General features: G+C 38.3%; 18 protein-coding genes, 1 other RNA gene and 1 pseudogene. 9 read left to right on the forward strand and 11 right to left on the reverse strand.

Annotation, left to right across the window (positions count from 1 at the left end; all coding sequences use genetic code 11):
* Positions 1 to 50: 50 nt before the first annotated feature.
* From tlpD to pbp1a, 3 genes are read left to right on the forward strand one after another with little or no spacing between them, the layout of a single operon-like run.
* On the forward strand, positions 51 to 1,352 hold the full coding sequence (tlpD, locus tag FIM44_RS06855) for a chemotaxis chemoreceptor TlpD (RefSeq protein ID WP_140579522.1): 1,302 nt from the start codon (positions 51 to 53) through the stop codon (positions 1,350 to 1,352).
* Between the two features lie 22 nt (positions 1,353 to 1,374).
* Complete coding sequence (locus FIM44_RS06860; protein WP_140579523.1) at positions 1,375 to 2,496, forward strand: aminotransferase class I/II-fold pyridoxal phosphate-dependent enzyme; 1,122 nt, start codon at positions 1,375 to 1,377, stop codon at positions 2,494 to 2,496.
* Positions 2,497 to 4,476 carry a penicillin-binding protein 1A gene (gene pbp1a / locus FIM44_RS06865; protein ID WP_140579524.1) on the forward strand — a complete coding sequence of 660 codons (1,980 nt, stop codon included), beginning with the start codon at positions 2,497 to 2,499 and terminating at the stop codon, positions 4,474 to 4,476.
* A gap of 2 nt (positions 4,477 to 4,478) precedes the next feature.
* Here the strand turns inward: pbp1a and FIM44_RS06870 are convergent, their stop codons facing one another.
* From FIM44_RS06870 to mltG, 11 genes are all read right to left on the reverse strand, one after another.
* The gene (locus FIM44_RS06870) at positions 4,479 to 5,057 is read right to left on the reverse strand and encodes a tumor necrosis factor alpha-inducing protein (RefSeq protein WP_000890877.1); all 579 of its coding nucleotides are present in this window, start codon (positions 5,055 to 5,057) and stop codon (positions 4,479 to 4,481) included.
* A 123-nt stretch (positions 5,058 to 5,180) separates the two neighbouring features.
* Positions 5,181 to 5,496: RNase P RNA component class A (gene rnpB, locus FIM44_RS06875), an RNA gene on the reverse strand.
* 35 nt (positions 5,497 to 5,531) lie between these two features.
* The gene (locus FIM44_RS06880; protein ID WP_140579525.1) at positions 5,532 to 7,004 is read right to left on the reverse strand and encodes a disulfide bond formation protein B; all 1,473 of its coding nucleotides are present in this window, start codon (positions 7,002 to 7,004) and stop codon (positions 5,532 to 5,534) included.
* Positions 7,005 to 7,012: 8 nt separating this feature from the next.
* The gene (locus tag FIM44_RS06885; RefSeq protein WP_000394819.1) at positions 7,013 to 7,177 is read right to left on the reverse strand and encodes a hypothetical protein; all 165 of its coding nucleotides are present in this window, start codon (positions 7,175 to 7,177) and stop codon (positions 7,013 to 7,015) included.
* 101 nt (positions 7,178 to 7,278) lie between these two features.
* Positions 7,279 to 9,228, reverse strand: a complete 1,950-nt coding sequence (locus FIM44_RS06890) for a site-specific DNA-methyltransferase (RefSeq protein ID WP_140579526.1) — start codon at positions 9,226 to 9,228, stop codon at positions 7,279 to 7,281.
* Positions 9,225 to 12,167: a restriction endonuclease gene (locus FIM44_RS06895; RefSeq protein WP_140579527.1), complete on the reverse strand. Its 2,943-nt coding sequence runs from the start codon at positions 12,165 to 12,167 to the stop codon at positions 9,225 to 9,227. The genes FIM44_RS06890 and FIM44_RS06895 overlap by 4 nt, the downstream gene beginning before the upstream one ends.
* A gap of 154 nt (positions 12,168 to 12,321) precedes the next feature.
* A complete protein-coding gene (locus FIM44_RS06900) occupies positions 12,322 to 12,882 on the reverse strand; it encodes a 2-oxoglutarate:acceptor oxidoreductase subunit OorC (RefSeq protein ID WP_000388030.1) in 561 nt (186 codons plus the stop codon).
* Positions 12,882 to 13,703, reverse strand: a complete 822-nt coding sequence (locus FIM44_RS06905) for a 2-oxoglutarate ferredoxin oxidoreductase subunit beta (protein WP_000885320.1) — start codon at positions 13,701 to 13,703, stop codon at positions 12,882 to 12,884. Before FIM44_RS06905 ends, FIM44_RS06900 begins: the two co-directional genes overlap by 1 nt.
* A gap of 1 nt (position 13,704) precedes the next feature.
* Positions 13,705 to 14,832, reverse strand: coding sequence for a 2-oxoglutarate synthase subunit alpha (locus FIM44_RS06910; protein WP_140579528.1), 1,128 nt, complete (start codon positions 14,830 to 14,832; stop codon positions 13,705 to 13,707).
* Positions 14,832 to 15,173, reverse strand: coding sequence for a 4Fe-4S dicluster domain-containing protein (locus tag FIM44_RS06915; protein WP_140579529.1), 342 nt, complete (start codon positions 15,171 to 15,173; stop codon positions 14,832 to 14,834). Before FIM44_RS06915 ends, FIM44_RS06910 begins: the two co-directional genes overlap by 1 nt.
* 182 nt (positions 15,174 to 15,355) lie before the next feature.
* Positions 15,356 to 16,345: an endolytic transglycosylase MltG gene (mltG, locus tag FIM44_RS06920; protein WP_140579530.1), complete on the reverse strand. Its 990-nt coding sequence runs from the start codon at positions 16,343 to 16,345 to the stop codon at positions 15,356 to 15,358.
* Here mltG and FIM44_RS06925 point away from each other — a divergent pair.
* The 6 genes and pseudogenes from FIM44_RS06925 to FIM44_RS06950 form a co-directional block, all read left to right on the forward strand.
* Entirely contained in the window at positions 16,263 to 19,202 is a 2,940-nt protein-coding gene (locus tag FIM44_RS06925; protein ID WP_140579531.1) for a DUF3971 domain-containing protein, read from the forward strand. The two genes, mltG and FIM44_RS06925, sit on opposite strands and share 83 nt — an antisense overlap.
* Positions 19,199 to 19,429: a FeoA family protein gene (locus FIM44_RS06930; protein ID WP_000174143.1), complete on the forward strand. Its 231-nt coding sequence runs from the start codon at positions 19,199 to 19,201 to the stop codon at positions 19,427 to 19,429. Before FIM44_RS06925 ends, FIM44_RS06930 begins: the two co-directional genes overlap by 4 nt.
* A 2-nt stretch (positions 19,430 to 19,431) precedes the next feature.
* Positions 19,432 to 20,082, forward strand: coding sequence for an endonuclease III (gene nth, locus FIM44_RS06935; RefSeq protein WP_194148153.1), 651 nt, complete (start codon positions 19,432 to 19,434; stop codon positions 20,080 to 20,082).
* 81 nt (positions 20,083 to 20,163) lie between these two features.
* The gene (gene fliN, locus FIM44_RS06940; protein WP_000004825.1) at positions 20,164 to 20,535 is read left to right on the forward strand and encodes a flagellar motor switch protein FliN; all 372 of its coding nucleotides are present in this window, start codon (positions 20,164 to 20,166) and stop codon (positions 20,533 to 20,535) included.
* Positions 20,532 to 21,413: a hypothetical protein gene (locus tag FIM44_RS06945; protein ID WP_140579533.1), complete on the forward strand. Its 882-nt coding sequence runs from the start codon at positions 20,532 to 20,534 to the stop codon at positions 21,411 to 21,413. The genes fliN and FIM44_RS06945 overlap by 4 nt, the downstream gene beginning before the upstream one ends.
* A pseudogene (locus tag FIM44_RS06950) lies at positions 21,397 to 21,733 on the forward strand (siderophore-mediated iron transporter); the annotation flags it as partial. The gene FIM44_RS06945 and the pseudogene FIM44_RS06950, both read left to right, overlap by 17 nt.

Here is a 21,733-nt window from a genome sequence, read left to right on the forward strand (position 1 = left end):
AATTTTGGGTATAATCTCAAAAGATTCAAATTTAAATAAGGAATGCCACCATGTTTGGGAATAAGCAGTTGCAACTTCAAATCCATCAAAAAGATTCTGAAATTACGGAGTTAAAAAAAGAAATCAACCTCTATCAAAGCCTTTTAAATTTGTGCTTGCATGAAGGTTTTGTAGGTATTAAAAACAATAAAGTCGTTTTTAAGAGTGGGAATCTTGCAAGCTTGAACAATTTAGAAGAACAAAGCGTTCATTTCAAAGAAAATGCAGAGAGCATTAATTTACAAGGGGTTTCTTATTCTTTAAAAAGCCAAAATATTGACGGCGTGCAGTATTTTTCACTAGCCAAAAAAACAGGGGGTGTGGGGGAATACCATAAAAATGATTTGTTTAAGACTTTTTGCGCGAGCTTAAAAGAAGGCTTAGAGAACGCGCAAGAAAGCATGCAGTATTTCCATCAAGAAACTGGCTTACTCTTAAATGCGGCTAAAAATGGTGAAGAGCATTCTGCTGAAGGATTAGGGACGGTTAATAAAACGGGTCAAGACATTGAATCGCTTTATGAAAAGATGCAAAACGCCACTTCATTAGCGGACTCCCTAAACCAACGGAGCAATGAAATCACTCAAGTCATTTCTTTGATTGATGATATTGCAGAACAAACCAATCTATTAGCCCTAAATGCCGCTATTGAGGCCGCGCGAGCGGGCGAGCATGGGAGAGGGTTTGCGGTAGTGGCTGATGAGGTGAGAAAACTCGCTGAAAAAACCCAAAAAGCCACTAAAGAAATCGCTGTCGTGGTTAAAAGCATGCAACAAGAAGCGAACGATATTCAAACCAACACCCACGATATTAATTCTATTGTAGGCTCTATTAAGGGCGATGTAGAAGAGCTTAAATCCACCGTGAAAAATAACATGATTGTCGCGCAAGCGGCAAAATACACCATCTACAATATCAATAACCGGGTGTTTTGCGGTCTAGCTAAACTTGATCATGTGGTCTTTAAAAACAATCTTTATGGCATGGTTTTTGGCCTCAACTCCTTTGACATCACCAGCCATAAGAATTGCCGCTTAGGCAAATGGTATTATGAGGGCGCGGGCAAAGAGAATTTTTCCAACACTTCAGGCTATAGAGCTTTAGAAAGCCACCATGCGAGCGTGCATGCTGAAGCTAATGATTTGGTTAAAGCCGTTCAAGAAGACCACATTACCGATTCAAAATACTTAGAGCATAAAGTGCATTTAATGGAAGATAGCGCTAAACATGTTAAAGAAAATATTGATAAGATGTTTTACGAAAAACAAGACGAGCTCAATAAAATCATTGAAAAAATTCAAAAAGGCGAATGATTCCATTCAATGAAGTGTTTTGATGTTTTCTAAATCCTTAGAAGCCCTACACCATGCCAAACGATACCGCAAAAGAGAGTTGTTTGACCCTTCATTAAAGGATTACGCTTCTAATGATTATCTGGGTTTGAGCGTTAAAAAAGACTTGTTTCAAAACGCTTTTGATAAGCTCCAATCCTTTGACGCTCATTCCCCCAAGGCTTCCATGCTAGTGAATGGCTACCACCCTTTGCATGCAGAATTAGAAGAACGATTAGCGGATTTGTTGGGGTTTGAAAGCACTCTTTTAGTGGGGAGTGGTTTTTTGGGTAATCTGGCTTTAATAGACACCCTTTTAGTCAAAAACGCTCTCTTATTCATAGACGATCACTACCATGCAAGCGGGATTTTTAGCACGAAAGCAAAGCCTGATCAAGTGGTTTTTTTCTCGCACAATGACGCTAAAGATTTACAACAAAAACTCTTTAACGCTCCTAAAAATAAACTCAAATTCATAGCCATTGAGGGGGTTTATTCTATGGATGCGAGCATCGCTCCTTATGATTTTTATGCAATCACTCAAGAGACTCCTAACGCTTTTTTAATCGTTGATGAAGCCCATAGTTTTGGGACTATCGGCGAGAATTTATTGGGTTTTTTAGAATATTATCGCATCAAGGAAAAAGACAAAATCATTAAGCTCAGCACTTTTTCTAAAGCGCTTGCGAGCTATGGGGCGTGTATTTTAGCCCCTTTACAAATCATAGAGTTTTTAACTAATCGCGCTAAAAGCGTGATTTACACCACCGCTTTAAGCCTGTTAGACACCGCTTTAACTTTAGCCCATTTAGAATACTTTATCGTGCAAAAACAAGAATTAAAAAATGAGCTTAGCAGACACCAACAAATTATTTTTGAAACCTTAGGTATTAGAACGCCCACAGGATTTTTTACTTTAGAATTTGAAAACAATCTTGCTCTTTTAAACGCCCATCATTTTTTGAAAGAAAAGGGGTTTTTAGTGGGGGCTATCCGCCCCCCCACGGTTTCTAAACCCCTTTTACGCGTCTCTTTGTCCCTCAAAAACAGCCTAGAAGACACTAAAGAGCTTGCGAACACCCTTTTAGATTATTCTAAAATACAATCTTCTTTTAAGAGTGGTTAAATGCTAAAAAAGATTTTTTATGGTTTTATCGTTTTATTTTTAATTATCATAGGGTTGTTAGCCATTCTTATCGCTCAAGTTTGGGTAACTACGGATAAGGATATTGCTAAAATTAAAGATTATCGCCCGGGCGTCGCTTCACAGATTTTAGACCGAAAAGGGCGATTGATCGCTAATATCTATGATAAGGAATTTCGTTTTTATGCGCGTTTTGAAGAAATCCCCCCACGATTTATTGAAAGCCTTTTAGCGGTAGAAGACACCCTCTTTTTTGAACATGGGGGGATCAATTTAGACGCTATCATGCGTGCTATGATTAAAAACGCTAAAAGCGGTCGTTACACTGAAGGGGGTAGCACCCTAACCCAACAACTCGTTAAAAACATGGTGCTCACACGAGAAAAAACATTAACCAGAAAACTCAAAGAAGCTATCATTTCTTTACGCATTGAAAAAGTCTTAAGCAAAGAAGAAATTTTAGAGCGTTATTTGAACCAAACTTTTTTTGGGCATGGGTATTATGGCGTGAAAACCGCAAGTTTAGGGTATTTTAAAAAACCCCTTGACAAACTCACGCTTAAAGAAATCACCATGTTAGTCGCCTTGCCCAGAGCTCCGAGTTTTTATGACCCTACCAAAAATTTAGAATTTTCACTTTCTAGGGCTAATGATATTTTAAGGCGGTTGTATTCTTTGGGTTGGATCTCTTCTAACGAGCTCAAATCCGCTCTCAATGAAGTGCCAATCGTCTATAACCAAACTTCCACGCAAAATACCGCTCCCTATGTTGTAGATGAAGTGTTGAAGCAATTGGATCAATTAGACGGGTTAAAAACTCAAGGCTATACCATAAAGCTCACGATAGATTTGGATTACCAACGCTTAGCGTTAGAGTCCTTGCGTTTTGGGCATCAAAAAATCTTAGAAAAAATCGCTAAAGAAGAGCCAAAAACTAACGCATCTAATGAAGATGAAGACAACTTGAACGCTAGCATGATCGTTACAGACACGAGCACCGGTAAGATTTTAGCTTTAGTGGGGGGGATTGATTATAAAAAAAGCGCTTTCAATCGCGCCACGCAAGCCAAACGGCAGTTTGGGAGCGCGATCAAGCCTTTTGTGTATCAAATCGCTTTTGATAATGGCTATTCCACGACTTCTAAAATCCCTGATACCGCGCGAAACTTTGAAAATGGCAATTATAGTAAAAACAGCAAACAAAACCATGCATGGCACCCCAGCAATTATTCTCGCAAGTTTTTAGGGCTTGTAACCTTGCAAGAAGCCTTGAGCCATTCGTTAAATCTAGCCACGATCAATTTAAGCGATCAGCTTGGCTTTGAAAAAATTTATCAATCTTTAAGCGATATGGGGTTTAAAAACCTCCCTAAAGACTTGTCTATTGTGTTAGGGAGCTTTGCTATCTCACCGATTGAAGCGGCTGAAAAGTATTCTTTATTTTCTAATTACGGCACCATGCTCAAACCCATGCTCATTGAAAGCATCACCAACCAACAAAACGATGTCAAAACTTTCACGCCTATGGAAACCAGGAAAATCACTTCCAAAGAACAGGCTTTTTTAACCCTTTCAGTGCTGATGAATGCGGTAGAAAACGGCACAGGGAGTTTGGCTCGCATTAAAGGTTTAGAAATTGCCGGTAAAACCGGGACTTCTAACAACAATATTGACGCTTGGTTCATTGGTTTTACCCCCACCTTACAAAGCGTGATCTGGTTTGGGAGGGACGATAACACGCCTATTAGCAAAGGAGCGACAGGAGGCGTTGTGAGCGCGCCTGTGTATTCGTATTTCATGCGTAACATTTTAGCGATTGAACCTTCTTTAAAAAGAAAGTTTGATGTCCCCAAAGGCTTGCGTAAAGAAATCGTGGATAAAATCCCCTATTACTCAACTCCCAATTCCATCACCCCCACCCCCCAAAAAACAGACGATAGCGAAGAACCCTTATTGTTCTAATCCTACATGGCTATAGGGACTTTAACATCTCCGTAATTGATAGAATCTTTAAAGATTTCTTCCACTTTAGCCACAAGGATACTCACCGCTTGATTGTCTAATCCCATTTTATGCAACCCTTCGCTCAAAGCGTCCTTATCAAAACCACGCGCACGCACCAACGCAAACACTTCCTCATTGTTAGGATTGATATAAATCCCTAAACGATCCACATTCATCAAGCTATCATAAATGGGCTGTGTCATTTGGATAAACATTTCATTAGTGATCTTTTGCTTGATGCGATTGGATTTGGAAAGGTAAGCCTCTTTGAGTTTATGCACAATATTTTGCGCCACTCTTATTGTCGCTCTTTTGGTAGCGATTTTTTCTATCTCTTCAGTTTTCTTACCATCCACAATGTGCGAGCTATCCACCCCTTGCGTGATATACTCACTGCGATTTTGCAACATCCAATAAGGCACATCTTGCAAGAAAGAATTCCTTTGTGAAGTGTTTGGGCAAGTGCAAGCTTGCAACATCAAAACACCCAATCCGCATAAAACCAATTGCTTGCTTTTTAAAAAAGATTTTTCTAACACGCTATCTCCTTTGATTTTAATTCTACAGAGTGTAACACAAATCTTTAAGGTTTTAAGCAATAATTAGGTAAAAAATAAAAAAAATAAAATGATTGAAACTTTATTTAAAAAATCAACACGCAGTTGAGCATTAGAATAAGCCGGGTTCTGTCAATGGATGGCCATTTATCTGGGAAATATTTTGCAATATTCCTCAAGCGAAGCGTGTATCAATTTAGACTTACCATGCACTTCTTGCTACAAATTGGGTTTGCCCAAACAAGCTAAATCGCTTTAGCTCTGGTGGGCTCTTACCCCACCCTTTCACCCTTACCTTAAAAAGGCGGTTTGCTTTCTGTGGCACTTTCCCTTAGCTTGCGCTAGCCATCCGTTAGATGGAATTTTGTCTAATGTAGCCCGGACTTTCCTCTATTCTAAAATAGCGACCATCTTCTAATGCGTTAATATATTAGAAAAAAGTAGCTTTAAAAGAGTTTAAAAATTAAGGGTGTAGAGAATATTTTTATCATTCTCATAGCTCACAAGGATAAGCTCATTATCCCTAAACCCTCCAGCACTGATATTTTTAATCTCTTTAGGCAAGCCATAAACTTCAAGAATCTCTTCTTTTGTAGGGTCTATGACTAAAAGCGTGTTAAATTCCTTACTGAACGCATAAAGCTTATTATCCTTTAACGCTAACGCACTGATAACTAACTCGCCCAGTTCCCTTTTTGCTTTAAGTTTGGCATTGCCCAATTCAAGTAAAAACTCCCCATGCACTTGCTTATCGCTATTAAGCATGGAGATGATAATCAAATCCTTATAACGCTTGTTAGGAGCGGTGATCAAATAAGTGGATTTAGCCCCTCTTCTTGCAGCGCTCACATAATAGTTTTTCGCCCTAGAAGTTTTTAAGCGGCTACGTTCCACTTCATCAAAAGAGTCAGCCCCCTCTAAAAAATAAGGGAAATTTTTAAGCGCGTTAGCGTTTTTGTTAGGAGTGATTTCTACGCTCGTTTTATTATTGCCCATGATCACAATGTTTTCATCTTCGTTAAAATCCGCCCCCACGAACGACCCCACCGTCACGCTATAATAGCTATCTAGCACCATATGGCTATGAATGGTTTTCAAATCGTTACCCACAAGATAAAGGCCTTGGTTTTCTGTAGTAAGGATCGCCCTGTCTTCATTGAAACTCAAATCCGTGATCGCTCCATTCAGTTTTAAAAAAAGCTCTTCTTTTTTTCCAATCTTTAGAGTTTTTGTAATTTCTAGAGGCGAACGCTCATAATCATTATCTTTAGGCAAAGTGCTCAATTTCAAAGGCTCGCCCACATCTCTTCTGCCCAAAACGCTTCTTGGGAATTTCAAATGATTCCAATTTTCCATAGACCAAACAGATTCTTTCAAATTCCAAGAAAAACGCACTGGATCGCTTTGCCCTATGTAAGGGAAAGGCCCGGTAGAGAAAAACGCTTGCACGGCGTTAGAACCCACCACAATAAAGAAAATATAAAAAGCGCTTTTTTGGAGCGCGTTTAATGAATCATCTTTAAAAAGTTGGGCATTAGGGGCAAAGAAGAGCAAAACCGCTAAAAGCACCACCACGCTAAAAAAGACAAAAAGCGCCCAAAACTGCGTGTGCAAGCCCAAAATAGCGATCGCAAAGCCCTGCCCCACATCTTCTAAAGCATGGCTACTGGTATGATAAAAGCTCTCATATAACCCGCTACTAGCCATGAGTAATAGTAAGGCGATGTATTTAGGCTTAAACCCAAAACGCACCACCAAAAGCGCCACAGCCCCTATTAAAATCATGTTGATGCGTTGCGCCCAGCAAAAAATACAAGGCGAATCTTTCAAAACATAGCCAAAATAAAAATTCGCCAAACCCACAGGAAAGATTAAAATCCCTAAGATCGCCAAAGAAAAAAGATTATAAAATCGGGTTTCTTTATCCATGCATCCCCCTATAAATTCATATTAGGCAAAACGCTAGAGCTGTGGGCTATAAAAATAATCAGCTCCACCAACCACACCACAATCAAAATCCCAAACGCCCAATTTTCTTTTTCAGGCTTTTTAAACGCTATCAAAATAGCGGCTAGACTCAAAAGCAGTCCCAAAAACTCCATGCCATTCCTTAAAATTTTCGTAGGATTATACTCAAAAACAAAATAAATAAAAAATGAGAGGCAAGACCACTCAAGCGGTTTTTAACCCCTTTTCTTTTCAGTCAATACACCACGCTTAAACGCTCTTTAAAGCTGGCGTTGAGATTGAGAAAGGCTTCTAAATCAATCTCTTCATAGCCGTCTAAAAATATCCTTTCGTTTTTGCTTTTGGCTAAACACTCTTGCACTTCTTTATCGCACACGATACAAAAGTAAGCGTCTTCACACTTGTAGAGTTTGTCTTTGATGATAGTTTCTAGCGCACAATTGAGCGTTTTGCCGCATTGTAAGGCTAAATTTAGGGCTTTGTCAAAGGGCGTTAAATGGGAATGGTTGAAAAGCGTTATTTCTTCTTTGTCGTTTGTAAGTTGCGCTTTGTCTTGTAAAGTATAAACCTTAAAACCCAAATCCAAACCGCTATCTTTTGAAGATTCGATGATTTTTTGAGCGGCTCTTTTAACCCTTTCTATGGTAATATCGCTAATGATAGGCTTTGCGCTTTTTAAAACATTCTTACAAAAATCATAAGCGCTTTTATCTTCTTTTATCTCTTCATCAATTTGAACTAAAATAAATTCCCTATTGCCTTTATCTTCTGCGTTTAATTCCATCACCGCATGAGCGGTTGTCCCGCTCCCGGCAAAAAAATCTAAGATGATGTCGCCTTTTTCGGTAGCAATCTCAATAATTCTCTGCATAAATGCCATTTGCTTAGGATTATCAAAAACCATAATCCCATTAAACAATTCTTGTAATAGGGCATAGTCAGGGCGTTGATCATCACTCATTATAGATTTAGGACGCTGTGTATGATTTTCATCTAGATATCTTTTAAGAGTAGGCAAACTCCCATCTGTATGGAAATGAATGCGATTGTCTTTAATTAACTCTTGTAATTTTTCTTTGGAATATCTAAATCCACCGGGCGGAATAGGGTCTTCTTGATTAGTCAAGGGGTTTATAATCTTAAACTTATTACCATTCTTTACACCTCCCAAATTATCCTTACGATAAAGCCCTTTTTCATCAAAATACCAATAATTTGTAAAATCCATAAATCTTGGATATTTTGTTAGTTCTTTTAATTCTTCTGTAATTTCATCACTACTTAAATCTTTATTTTGTAAAGTCTTAACCCTTGAATAATATTCTTTAACATTATTTTTTGAAACTTGCCATTTATTATTTTCATGTTTTTTACTTAAAAATGAAATATTTTTTGCATAAATTAAACAATACTCATGCGAAACAGAAATGAACAAACTTTGATTTTTAGAACTATTAGTATTCCTAACAATTTCAGCTACAAAATTATTCTCCCCAAAAATTTCATCGCACAAGATTTTTAAATTCGCGCACTCGTTATCGTCAATGCTAATAAAAATCACGCCGTCTTCTTTAAGCAAATCGCACGCTAATTTTAGGCGAGGCAGCATGAAAGAAAGCCAACCGCTATGCGTTCCGCTCCCTTGAGTGTTTTTAAAAAATTTCAAGCTCTCGCTTTCTATCTCCTTTCCGTTTTCATCTATTTCCATTAAGCCCACTTCCCTTAAAATCTTTTGATAATCTTGCCTGAAATTATCCGGATAAATAAAATTTTCGTTTGTCGTATTGTAAGGCGGATCAATGTAAATCATTTTGATTTTTTCACTGTAAGCGGATTTTAAAAGTTTGAGCGCATCAAGATTGTCGCCTATGATAATAGCGTTGTTGGGGTGTTTGCTTGCTGAAGTTTGGGGCGTAAAAATTTCTTGTAATTTGAGTTGTTTTTGGCAAGGTTCAGAATAAAGGGCGTTGGCAAGCCCTTTTCCCGTCCAAGTGAGCTCATAGCCGGCTTTATCATTCATGCTTTCATTAAAGCCTAAAAGCATTTTGATAGCGCTTAAGCTCACTTGTCCGTCTTTTATCGTTTGCGGGAAATTCTTTAAAAGCATGTCAAAAAGGGGGTTATTTTCTTGCTGGCTTTGGATAATGTTGATACCCATTTTTTTGGCTTGATTTTTGTCTGTCATGGCGTTTCCTTTAATGCACTTTTAAGCGCGCTCAATAAATCTTGTTTGTTAATGCGTGTGGCAAAAACGACTCGTATTTCTTTTTTCGCGTTCTTTAAATTTTGAGATAGCGTTTCAAAAAAGATCTTAGCGTAGTCCATTTTACGCTTTTCATCTGGTGGGATATCGCTTTCTTTGTCATAACCTTTGGTTTCGCAAACAAAAAAGATTTTTGCACCCTTTTCATCTTTAAGCAAATAAGCAAAATCGGGCTCATAGTTTTTATAAGGCGTTGGGATTTTAAATTTAGGGAGCTTGGCAAAAACTTCTATGCTTTTACCTTCCAGTGTTTGCACCCCCTCTTCACTCACTTCTTCTTCAATTTTAGAATCATAAATGATCGTCTCATAAAGATAGTTTGGGCTTGGAGTTTGCACGCTTTTGTATTTGCCTAATTTGTGTTTTTCAATCTCATTTTTGGGCGAGCCATCTTCACAATAAAGCGGATCGGTTTTATCAAAAGCCGTATTAGAAAAGGCGTTTTGGCAAAATCCATAACTCACGCAAGAAAGCAAGTTTTCATGCAACTTATCTTTAATGATGCCTTTAAGCAATTTAAAGGCTTTTTTGGGTGAGTTTGTGAAATGCTCTTTGTTTAAAGCGTTGTAGAGTTCAAGCGTGAATTTTAAGGGTAAGCGCTCATCTTTGGCAAAGTCAAGCAGAAGCGCGTTTATTTCTTTTTGTAAAGCGTTAGCGTAGTTTTTGATTTTTAGGGTGTTTGATTGCTCTGTGATGATTTGATTTGTTTTTGCATCATACCTTTTGCTTTCAAAGATGATTGCCTCACACATCACATGGCTTTCATTAAACGCTTTGGCGATAGATTCTATCAGCTTGTTTTTTTGGATATTTTGATAGCTTAATTGGCTTTGCGCGTTGATGGTTTGCCATAACTCTTTAAATTCCTTAGCTAAATTTTGGCGGATTTTGATTTTTTCTGGAGGCTGGTTAGCGTTTATAATTTGATCGCGCTTGTTGGTTGGATCTTCAGCCATTTTAAAGGCACTTAAAACGGCGTGATATTCTTCATCGCTTAAAAAGCTTTTTATCCTTTCTTCGTTGTTTTGCATTATCTCGCAAATAGGGGCAATGATTTTGTAAGCGTTGTTTGTTTCGTCAAATTCTACGGCGTTTAATGTTTCTAATGCATCGCAAAATTTATTGATCTTTCTTTCATTAAGCCCTAACCTGGCTAAAATCTCTCTGTCTAGTGCACTGCCACCACCAATAAAGTTACTCGCTTCAATCTCTTTTTGCAAATCCTCTATAAAGCCCACTTCTTCGCCACTCACTAGCATGTCAAGGTAATTTATTTTATAAAAGGCGTTGTCATTGCCTTTTAAAAATCCATGCGTAATGCGCTTGCCCTCTTGATTAAGCGCGATTCTTAACCCGCGCCCCACTTGCTGATGGCGGCTTGTTTCGCTGGTGGAATTTGCCAGTTTAATAAGGGTAAAAATGTTTGGATTATCCCAACCCTCTTGCAAAGCCCACACGCTAAAAATAAAACGCAAAGGCGTTTGGAATGAAAGCAGTTTTTCTTTTTCGCTTAAAATCATTTTAATGTCGTTGGCTTCAATATTTTCTTTGCTGCTTTCTTTTTTGCCTTTATTGAGTACTATGCTATCGCCGCTAAAATAGCCTTGATGGACGCGTAAATTACCGCTATCATCAAAATCTCTTTTCAAATATTCTCTATAGCTTGGCGATAAATTTTCCTTTGCTAGAATTGAAGCGCGTTTGAGTTTGTAAAGCCTTTCAAATTCGGTTTTAATAAAGGGCGTGCCTTTGTTATCAATTTGCCTAAAATCCTCAATTTTTGGGATAAAAAACAGGCTTAACGCTTTAATGTTTTGATCAAATAAAAACGCCTCTTTTTCAAAATGCAAGTCAATGGCTTTTTCTAAAAGAGTGCTGATTTCATCTTGCGCGAGTTTATAAGAAGCCTTTTCAAGCGTAGCGCCATCGCTCAAATAAACCTTGTCTTTGGTGGTTTTGACCAAGCTAACGCCGTTAAAAGAAGCGTTAATTTTGCCTAAATCCTCTCCCTTTGAAAGCGTGATTTGTTTAAGAATGCCCGCTTTGTAAAAGGCAATTTTTGCGCTTTTTGAATCCGCATTGAGCAAAAACGGGCTTTGCACATCTTGCATGACAGAATGGATGCGGATTTGTTTGACAAGGTAATTTCTAAACGCGCTGATTGAATCCAAACAAAAGGCTACATTGCTTAAAGCATGCTCTTTTTCTTTGGCAAAAGTCGCCCCAAAGCGAAAATAAAGCGCGCCTATTTTACTAAAATACTTACCAAACGCTTCACCCTTAAGCAAATGCGGCTCGTCTATGATGGAAATAGGCTTTAAATCAGCGATATTTTCAAAAATGCTTTTGGTGTTAAAAAGGTTTTCGCTGTTTTTATTGAGTATGTTTCCCTCCTTGTCAATCGCGCTGTTAGTGAGGAGCAAGACGCTCAGTTCATCTTGGTTTTTAATGTAATGATTGATAATATTGCTTGGCGATCTAACCCCTTCATAAGTGTAGGTTTTCAGGTGGCGTTTGAATTCTAAATAAAAATAATCTTTCGTAAGGCGGATATTTTGCTTAACCGACTCCAAAATGGCTTTTCGTGGGACAAAGATGATGAATTTATTTTGCTTGTAAGCCTTGTGGAGCACAAAAATCAAATTCAAATAAGTGAAAGTTTTGCCCGTGCCTGTTTCCATCAAGACATCAACATTGAGCTTGCCGCTTAAATTTTTGACAGGAATTTCGCATGCAGCATGAAATTGATTTAAACAATCTTTTAGATTTAAGGCATCGTGGCGCTTAAAATCAAAGCCATCTAAAAGCGTGATAATGTTATTAATACACTCTTGCTGGTAGTCTTGCTTTTCAAAAATCATTGGTGTTTTTGCCTTTGGTGTTTACGAGCGTCTTAATCTGAAATGGGTAAAAAAGCAAAGCCCCTTTTTAGAGCTTGAGTTATCTTGAACCCATTACAATCAAGTTCTCAAAAATTTATTAAGAAAATCAATTCAAAACAAGAGTTTAGAGCCATTAAGCCCTAACTTTCAAAGCTTCTAAAGCATGTTTTTTGCCAATTTCAAAGGCTTTTTTGTTGGTGTCAGCAACTTTTGCAGGGACTTTTTTAAGCATGGTGTCTAGCACGATATTTTCTTCTACGCATTTAGTAAGCTCCACGGTAATGGCCAACGCTACCACAGATTGCGTGATAATGTTACCCACTTCATCTTTAGCGATACTGATAATGGGGATTTTATAAATTTGATACTTTTCTTCGTCTTCTTTAGTGGGGGTTACCAGATTGGGATCAATGACAACGATACCGCCTTGTTTAATATCGCTTTTAAACTGGTTGTAGCTGATTTGAGCGACTGAAAGCATGAAATCAATCTCGCCCTCTTTAGCATAAGGGAAAATGATTTCATCTTTGTCTAGCAAAATATCCACTTTAGTGGGTCCTCCACGCACTTGCGAAGTGTAAGTGGAAGTCTTAGTGCCATAGCCCCCACTCACAATTTTCGCTTCAGCTAAAATCTCTCCCGCTAACAGCACGCCTTGCCCTCCAACGCCCGTAAATCGTAATTGCGCTTCCATTATTGTTTTCCTTGTGCTTTTTCAATGATTTCTTGATACGCTTCGCAATATTCTTTCCTGTCCGTGTCATGCTTCAAAACGCCGGTAGGGAATTTATCCACCCTTTCTTCAGGGCTCATGGCTTCAAATTGGCGTTTGCTCACCAATCGGCTTTCCATCCATTTTAGCATTTGAGACGCTTCGCCCATTTTATTCTTACGCCCTAAATTGATATGGCAATTACTATGGACATCAAAGAAGCTAAAGCCCTTGTGCAAGAAGCCTTCTTTAAGCACTTTTTCTAATTTTTGAGGGTCTAAAACGCTCTCTCTAGCCACAAAGCTCGCCCCTGCAGCGGTGGTTAAAGCGCATGGGTCAAATTGGTTATCAATATTCCCCCATTGAGCCGTAACCGTCCACATGCCATTAGGCGTGGTGGGCGAAGTTTGGGAGTTGGTCAAACCATAAATGAAATTATTCACTAAAATAAAATTCAAATCAATGTTTCTTCTGCATGCATGCATGGTGTGATTGCCTCCAATCGCAAAGCCATCGCCATCGCCAGAAACCACGATCACATGCTTACTAGGGTTAGCCATTTTAATCCCTGTCGCATACGCCACAGCCCTACCATGCGTGGTATGAACGGTGTTGCAATTCACATACGAACTCATGCGTCCGCTGCAACCAATCCCACTCACCAAACACACATCATCCATTTTCCAGCCTAAAGCGTCAATCGTGCGGATAATGGATTTCAAAATCACGCCATCGCCACAGCCCCAACACCACAAAGTGGGTATTTTATCCACACGCAAATATTCATCATAATTAAACGCCATTTTAAAGCTCCTTCAATTTTGCGATGATTTGTTTGGGCGAAATCGTGCGCCCATTGGCTTGCCCAAAGAAATGCACCTTTCTTTGCATAGCCCTTTCAATTTCTTCTAAATACTGCCCCTTATTCAATTCAATCACAAGGATTTTTTCGTATTTGTCCCCTATTTCTTTCAAGCGTTTAGCCGGGCTTGGCCATAAGGTTTTAGGCCTGAAAAAGCCGACTTTTTGCTTGCTTTCTTTGTTGTAATCTTTCAAGGCCTCTTTAACCGCTAGAGAAACCGAACCATAAGCGATAACAACGATTTCAGCGCCCTCTAAATCCATTTCCTCATTTTCATTGATAATGTCTTGCTTGGATTCAATCTTATGGAATAATCTGTCAATCAAATCCCCCCCGATTTTAGCGTCTTCAGTAGGAAAGCCAATAGGTCCATGGTGCAAGCCTGAAACATGGTAGCGATAGCCTTTAAAGAAAGGGTTTAAGACAGCCGGCTCATCTTGTGCGACCCCATAAGGTTTGTAGTCTTTTTTATCGCCCACAAATTCCTTACGATTAATGGTTATCTTTTGCACTTCTTCTAAATCCGGGATTTGCACCTTGCCATACATATGCCCCACGGTTTCATCCATGAGCAAGAATACAGGAGTCATGAGCATTTCAGCCAGGTTAAACGCACGAACGGTTTCGGTGTAAGCTTCTTCCAAACTAGCAGGAGCGAGCGCAACGGCTTTAAAATCCCCATGTATGGGGTGTCTTAAAAAATTCACATCGCCTTGAGCCACACGAGTGGGCATTCCGGTTGATGGGCCTGAACGCATCACATCAGCGATCACTAAAGGGATTTCTGCCATGAAAGAATAACCGATTTGCTCCACTTTTAATGAAATACCAGGACCAGAGCTCGCTGTCATAGACTTCGTCCCGCTCATGCTCGCCCCTAAAGACACGCTAATCCCGCTGATTTCATCTTCCATTTGGATAAAATGGCCGCCGCATTTGGGTAAAGCCACGCTCATCGCATGCATAATATCCGAACTTGGCGTGATAGGATAGCCCCCAAAAAACCGACACCCCACTTCAATCGCCGCTTTAGCGACTAATTCATTCCCGTCAGAAATAATCTCACGCATTATTTGCCTCTCCCTTCTAAAATAGTCTCTTCTAAGAGCATGTATTTATTGGCCTTAACCTTTTCGCTTCTTTCTTGGGCTTCTTTAGAAACTTTAGCGAATTTGAAATCCTTCCTGTCAGCCACATAAATCGCAAAATCCGGGCAGTGCAACTCGCATTGCACGCAACCGATACAGCTCTCTGGGTAGACTACTTTGGCCACTTTTCCAAGCACCCTTTCTTTTTCAATCCCCATGCCAAGAACCCCAGCAGGGCATACCGATACGCAAATATCACAACCCTTACACCTGTCTTCATTCACCCAAACGGCAACCCCATCTGGAGCGCTCATTTTAGCCATTCATTCTCCTTTGTGCTAAAAGCTGTTTTAAGCCCTAGCAATCAAAATTTGCCTAAAATTGTAGCAAGCCTTTTTTAACAAAATCTAAAATGCTTTAATAGTAAGAACTTAAAATTAAAATGAGAAAATACTAAACACTTTTTAACCAATTTAAAAGAAAAAACGCCCCATTAACCCTAATTTTAAAAATGATTATTAGAAAGATTAATATTTTTTAAATGCTCCTTATAAGTCGCGCTGAAAGCATGTTTTTTATCCGGCATTTTCACAAAATACAAGAAGTCAGTTTTTTTAGGGAAAACCACGGCTCTAATCGCTTCTAGGCTCACGCTCCCTACGGGATTTTTAGGCAAGCCCTTGAATTTATAGGTATTGTAGGGGGTGTTATCGGTTTTAATGCGCTCTTTTGTCACTTTAGCGTGTGAAAATTCCTGATAATTCAAAGCCCCATCCATTTGCAAAGGCATGCCTTTTTTCAAGCGGTTAAAAATCACGCTCGCAATCAAGGGCATTTCTTCAGTGTTAGCGGCTTCTTTTTGCACAATGGAAGCGAGAATGATTTTTTCAAACCACTCTTCTTTATGGTAGTATCCAAGCCATTGCTTGCTTAAGGCTTCGTGTTTTTTGAGAGATTGACCGATTAAAGTTTGCATGATTTTAAAAGCGTCCTCCCCTAAAGGCAAATGATAAGTGTCTGGTAATATCACCCCATCTTCTATCACAGCGCCATTCAATCGTGGCGCGATGCTTTCATAAGCTTCATTGAGATCGCCAACTCCTAACTGATAAGTCTCGCTCAAAATTTGCGTGAAAAAATAGCGACTTTCTCCAGGAATTAAAGTCGCGCTTTTTTGCGCCGCTTTTGCTTTAATCAAACGGACTAAAAAATCCCCCTTCCTTAAAGCCCCATCGCCCATATCAATATAACCTTTTTTAGGCATGCCCATCAGGCGTAAAAAAAGCAAATCCAAAGCGTTCATATCCACGCCTTGCTCTTTTAAAGAAAAAAACACTTTTTTGAGCGAACCTTGTGGGACAACCACCACTTTGTTAGGATAAATTGGTATACTTAAGTAAAAAAGAATACTGATGAATAAAAGAAAACATGTATCCAAGAAAGTATTTAATGTCATTATCTTGTTTGTGGCAGTATTCACTCTTTTAGTTGTCATTCACAAAACCCTTTCAAACGGCATTCACATACAAAATTTAAAAATCGGGAAGCTTGGCATTTCTGAATTATACTTAAAACTTAACAACAAGCTTTCTTTAGAAGTTGAACGCATTGATCTCTCTTCTTTCTTCCATCAAAAACCCACTAAAAAGCGTTTAGAAGTTTCTGATCTGATTAAAAATATCCGCTATGGCATTTGGGCGGTGTCTTATTTTGAAAAACTTAAAGTCAAAGAAATCATTTTAGACGATAAAAATAAAGCCAATATCTTTTTTGACGGGAATAAATACGAGTTGGAATTCCCAGGAGTCAAAGGGGAATTTTCCCTAGAAGATGATAAAAATATCAAGCTTAAAATCATCAATCTGCTTTTTAAAGATATTAAAGTCCAAGTGGATGGCAACGCCCACTATTCACCCAAAGCTAGGAAAATGGCGTTTAATTTGATTGTCAAGCCCTTAATCGAACCCAGCGCTGCAATTTATTTGCAAGGACTAACCGATTTAAAAACCATAGAATTAAAAATTAACACTTCTGTAATGAAAAGCCTAGCGTTTTTAAAGTCTCTTTTCCAACACCAATCGCAAAAAAATTTAAAAACATGGATTTTTGATAAAATCCAATTTGCTAGCTTTAAGATTGATAACGCTTTAATCAAAGCTAATTTCACTCCTAGCGAGTTTGTCCCATCGCTTTTGGAAAATTCTGTAGTTAAAGCCACTTTGATGAAGCCTTCAGTCGTTTTTAATGATGGCTTATCGCCCATTAAAATGGATAAAACCGAATTGATCTTCAAAAACAAACAGCTCCTCATACAGCCCCAAAAAATCACTTATGAAACCATGGAATTAACCGGCTCTTACGCCACTTTTTCCAATTTGTTAGAAGCCCCTAAGTTGGAGATTTTTTTAAAAACGACCCCTAATTATTATGGCGATAGCATTAAGGATTTATTGAGCGCTTATAAAGTCGTTTTGCCTTTGGATAAAATCAGCATGCCATCTAGCGCGGATTTGAAACTCACCTTGCAATTCTTAAAAAACACCGCCCCTTTATTTAGCGTTCAAGGCAATGTTAATTTGCAAGAAGGCACCCTCTCACTCTATAATATCCCCCTTTATACGCAAAACGCTAGCGTAAGCCTGGATATTACCCAAGAATACCAATACATCTACATAGAAACTACCCACACCCGCTATGAAAACATGCTGGATTTAGACGCTAAAATCGCTTTAGATTTGAATAAAAAAACCCTTTCTTTAGATTCTTTAGTCCATAAAATACGATTCAACACTAACAATAATATCAACATGCGTTCTTATGGCTTGAATAACGACCCAGATAACCCACAGCCTACTAAATTTTCTTTAGATTTAAAAAGCTTGCATTCTGTTATTCAAGAGGGTGAAAACTCAGAGGCGTTTAGAAGAAAAATCATAGACACCATTAAAGCCCAAAGTGAAGATAAATTCACCAAAGATGTTTTCTATGCTACAGGAGACACTCTTAAAAACCTTTCTTTGAACTTTGATTTTTCTAACCCCAACCACATGCAATGGAGCGTGCCACAACTTTTATTAGAGGGCGAATTTAAAGATAACGCCTATGTTTTTAGAGTCAAAGATTTGAAAAAAATCAAGCCCTATTCCCCTATTATGAAATATTTCGCCTTAGAAGATGGCTCTTTAGAAGTTTCTACGAGCGATTTTGTCAATATTGATTTTTTTGCTAAGGATTTAAAAATCACTTTACCCATCTATCATAGCAACGGCAATCAATTTAATTCCCTCTCTTTATTTGGCTCTATCAATAAAGATGAAATTTCTGTCTATACTCCAAGCAAAAGCATATCTATAAAAGTTAAGGGGGATCAAAAGGATATTACCCTTAATAATATTGATTTGAGTATTGACGATTTTTTAGATAGCAAAATGCCAGCGATTGCGGGATTATTCTCAAAAGAACGAAAAGAAAAGCCTAGCTCTAAAGAAATCCAAGATGAAGATATTTTCATTAGCGCCAAACAACGCTATGAAAAAGCCCACAAAATTATCCCTATCTCTACACGCATCCATGCTAAAGATGTCGTGTTAATCTATAAAAAAATGCCTTTTCCTTTAGAAAATCTTGATATTGTCGCTCAAGATGACAGAGTGAAAATTGATGGCAATTATAAAAACGCCATGATCATGGCGGATTTAGTGCATGGGGCTTTGTATCTTAAGGCTCATAATTTTAGCGGGGATTATATCAACACTATTCTCCAAAAAGATTTCGTAGAAGGGGGCTTATTCACACTTATTGGGGCTCTTGAAGATCAGGTTTTCAACGGCGAATTGAAATTCCAAAACACAAGCTTAAAAAATTTCGCTCTCATGCAAAACATGATCAATCTCATCAACACCATTCCCTCTCTCATTGTCTTTAGGAACCCTCATTTAGGGGCTAATGGCTATCAAATCAAAAAGGGGTCTGTTGTTTTTGGGATCACTAAAGAATATTTAGGGTTAGAAAAAATTGATCTTATCGGCAAAACGCTTGATGTTGCTGGCAATGGGATCATTGAATTAGACAAAAACAAATTAGATTTGAATTTAGAAGTTTCCACCATCAAGGCTTTGAGTAATGTTTTGAGTAAAATCCCTATCGTGGGTTACCTCATTTTAGGGAAAGAAGGAAAAGTAACCACTAATGTGAATGTCAAAGGCACGCTGGATAACCCTAAAACCAAAGTGACTTTAGCGACAGATATTATCCAAGCTCCTTTTAAAATCTTGCGCCGCATTTTCACGCCCATTGACATCATCGTGGATGAAGTCAAAAAAAATATTGAATCAAAAAGGAAATTAAAATGACGCTCAATGAAGCCATTAAAGACAAAGTTTATGAAATCGTAGAAATCGCTAACTGCGATGAATCCCTTAAAAAACGCTTTCTGTCTTTTGGTATCCATGAAGGGGTTCAATGCACCCTTTTGCATTATTCCATGAAAAAAGCCACACTTTCGGTTAAAATCAACCGCATTCAAGTGGCTTTAAGATCCCATGAAGCGCAATACCTTCTCATCAAAGAAAGCGTGTGAAAATGGGTTTAAAACGCGCTAAAACTTACCAAAAAGCCCAACAAATCAAAGAACTGCTTTTAAAACATTACCCCAACCAAACCACCGAATTGCGCCATAAAAACCCCTATGAATTGCTGGTGGCTACCATTTTAAGCGCTCAATGCACGGACGCTAGAGTGAATACAATAACGCCCAAGTTATTTGAAAAATACCCAAGCGTGAATGATTTAGCACTCGCTTCTTTAGAAGAAGTTAAAGAGATCATCCAATCCGTTTCTTATTTTAACAATAAAAGCAAGCATTTAATCAGTATGGCGCAAAAAGTGGTTAGGGATTTTAAGGGCGTTATCCCCTCTACGCAAAAAGAATTGATGAGCCTAGATGGCGTGGGGCAAAAAACCGCTAATGTGGTGCTTTCAGTGTGTTTTGATGCAAACTATATAGCGGTAGATACCCATGTGTTCCGCACGACACACCGCTTAGGTTTAAGCAACGCTAACACGCCCATTAAAACCGAAGAAGAACTCAGCGATCTTTTTAAAGACAACCTATCCAAACTCCACCATGCCTTAATCTTGTTTGGCCGCTACACCTGCAAGGCTAAAAACCCCTTATGCGGTGCGTGTTTTTTAAAGGAATTTTGCGTTTCTAAAGCTAGCTTTAAAGCGTAGTGGCTTTATTTGTTATAAAATTTATAGTAAAATTAAGATTTTATAATCAAAGTCAAATCATTCTTGAAAGAGTAAGGTTTTATGTCAGAAACAGAAGCTAATAAGTTAAAAATAGCCGAAAAAGAAAAAGAGAAAGCGAATAAAGAAAGAGAACTAGAGCTTTCCACTTATTTAGAAGAACTCATTTGCGATTATAAAAACCTTTTAGACATGGAGATTGTTTTTAGCGCAGAACTTGGCTCTACACAAATCCCTTTATTACAAATTTTGCGTTTTGAAAAAGGCTCTGTGATTGATTTGCAAAAACCCGCCGGAGAGAGCGTGGACACTTTTGTGAACGGGCGCGTGATTGGTAAGGGTGAGGTGATGGTTTTTGAAAGGAATTTAGCCATTCGTTTGAATGAAATCCTAGATTCTAACGCCATTGTGTATTATCTCGCTAAAAATTCATGAGATTGTTATTCTTGTTATTGAGCGCTACTTTTATGTTACTGGCTGAAGAAAAAATACCTTTAAACGATGACGCTCCCATTAAACTTATGCATTGGCAAAATGCATTAAAAGAAGTCCAACCTGATTCAAACGATTCAGCAACACTACCCATAAAAGCCGTGCAAACCACGCTCACTTTTGAAACGCCTTTTAACAAAACGCCTAAAATCATGGAAGTTGAAGGGCAAAAAGTGATCGTTTTAAAAAACGCTCAATTGGATTCTAAAAAAATGATGGATTTTAAAGAAGCCTCTTTGAATGCCTTAGAAATGTTTTCCTATCAAAATGACATCTATCTCTTGTCTAAAAAAGCTAAAGTGGAATTAGAAATCCAAGCTTCAAGCAGCAAGGATAAAAAACAGCTCCGCTTTCTTTTTTTGCCTAAAGGTTTTCATTTAGCCCCACCGCCTAGCCTGAAAGAAAAATCTCAGCAAACTAACCTTGCACAAAAAGACACCAACGAGCAACCCCAAAGCCCTTTAAACACTCTAGAGTTAAAACCCCCACTGGATTTAAGCCATGCTTACAAGGCGCTAGCGGTTATTGCTACCTTACTCTTAATATTGTATATAATCAAAAAAAAAATTGTTCCCACACAAGGGTCTTTTTCTGCAAAAGATTTCAAGTTAGAAGTTAGTGTTTTGGGTCGTGTTGATGCAAACCATAAAATCATTTCCATAGAAACCAATAAGGAGCGTTACTTGGTCTTACTAAGCGATAAATACGCCCTGCTTTTAGACAAAATAAGCCCAAAAACATCTAAAGAAGAACTGATTAAAGAAGCTGAAAATAATATAAAGAATTCAAAATTAGGAAATTTATATGACGGAAAATTCTAAACTACAACCTGCTAAGTTAGGGAAAAATTTTGACCCTGTGGATCATTCTAACAGGAATTTTTTCTTTTCTCTCATTCTGTCTGTATTGTTACACTGGTTGATTTATTTTTTATTTGAACACAGAGAAGATTTTTTTCCTTCAAAACCCAAGCTCGTTAAATTAAATCCTGAAAATTTATTGGTTTTAAAAAGAGGCCATTCACAAGATCCCAGTAAAAACACCCCAGGTGCTCCTAAACCCACGCTAGCTGGACCCCCAACACAACCCCACAACCCCACACCACACAACCCCCCTCCACCCCACACACCAACACAAAAAA

The organism is Helicobacter pylori, assembly GCF_006440215.1.
GTDB classification, from domain to species: Bacteria; Campylobacterota; Campylobacteria; order Campylobacterales; family Helicobacteraceae; genus Helicobacter; species Helicobacter pylori_CS.

Coding starts and splice junctions, on each gene's coding strand:
- tlpD (WP_140579522.1), top strand. CDS start 51: ATGTTTGGGAATAAGCAGTTGCAACTTCAAATCCATCAAAAAGATTCT.
- FIM44_RS06860 (WP_140579523.1), top strand. CDS start 1,375: ATGTTTTCTAAATCCTTAGAAGCCCTACACCATGCCAAACGATACCGC.
- pbp1a (WP_140579524.1), top strand. CDS start 2,497: ATGCTAAAAAAGATTTTTTATGGTTTTATCGTTTTATTTTTAATTATC.
- FIM44_RS06880 (WP_140579525.1), bottom strand. CDS start 7,004: ATGGATAAAGAAACCCGATTTTATAATCTTTTTTCTTTGGCGATCTTA.
- FIM44_RS06885 (WP_000394819.1), bottom strand. CDS start 7,177: ATGGAGTTTTTGGGACTGCTTTTGAGTCTAGCCGCTATTTTGATAGCG.
- FIM44_RS06890 (WP_140579526.1), bottom strand. CDS start 9,228: ATGACAGACAAAAATCAAGCCAAAAAAATGGGTATCAACATTATCCAA.
- FIM44_RS06895 (WP_140579527.1), bottom strand. CDS start 12,167: ATGATTTTTGAAAAGCAAGACTACCAGCAAGAGTGTATTAATAACATT.
- FIM44_RS06900 (WP_000388030.1), bottom strand. CDS start 12,882: ATGGAAGCGCAATTACGATTTACGGGCGTTGGAGGGCAAGGCGTGCTG.
- FIM44_RS06905 (WP_000885320.1), bottom strand. CDS start 13,703: ATGGCGTTTAATTATGATGAATATTTGCGTGTGGATAAAATACCCACT.
- FIM44_RS06910 (WP_140579528.1), bottom strand. CDS start 14,832: ATGCGTGAGATTATTTCTGACGGGAATGAATTAGTCGCTAAAGCGGCG.
- FIM44_RS06915 (WP_140579529.1), bottom strand. CDS start 15,173: ATGGCTAAAATGAGCGCTCCAGATGGGGTTGCCGTTTGGGTGAATGAA.
- FIM44_RS06925 (WP_140579531.1), top strand. CDS start 16,263: ATGAATAAAAGAAAACATGTATCCAAGAAAGTATTTAATGTCATTATC.
- mltG (WP_140579530.1), bottom strand. CDS start 16,345: ATGACAACTAAAAGAGTGAATACTGCCACAAACAAGATAATGACATTA.
- FIM44_RS06930 (WP_000174143.1), top strand. CDS start 19,199: ATGACGCTCAATGAAGCCATTAAAGACAAAGTTTATGAAATCGTAGAA.
- nth (WP_194148153.1), top strand. CDS start 19,432: ATGGGTTTAAAACGCGCTAAAACTTACCAAAAAGCCCAACAAATCAAA.
- fliN (WP_000004825.1), top strand. CDS start 20,164: ATGTCAGAAACAGAAGCTAATAAGTTAAAAATAGCCGAAAAAGAAAAA.
- FIM44_RS06945 (WP_140579533.1), top strand. CDS start 20,532: ATGAGATTGTTATTCTTGTTATTGAGCGCTACTTTTATGTTACTGGCT.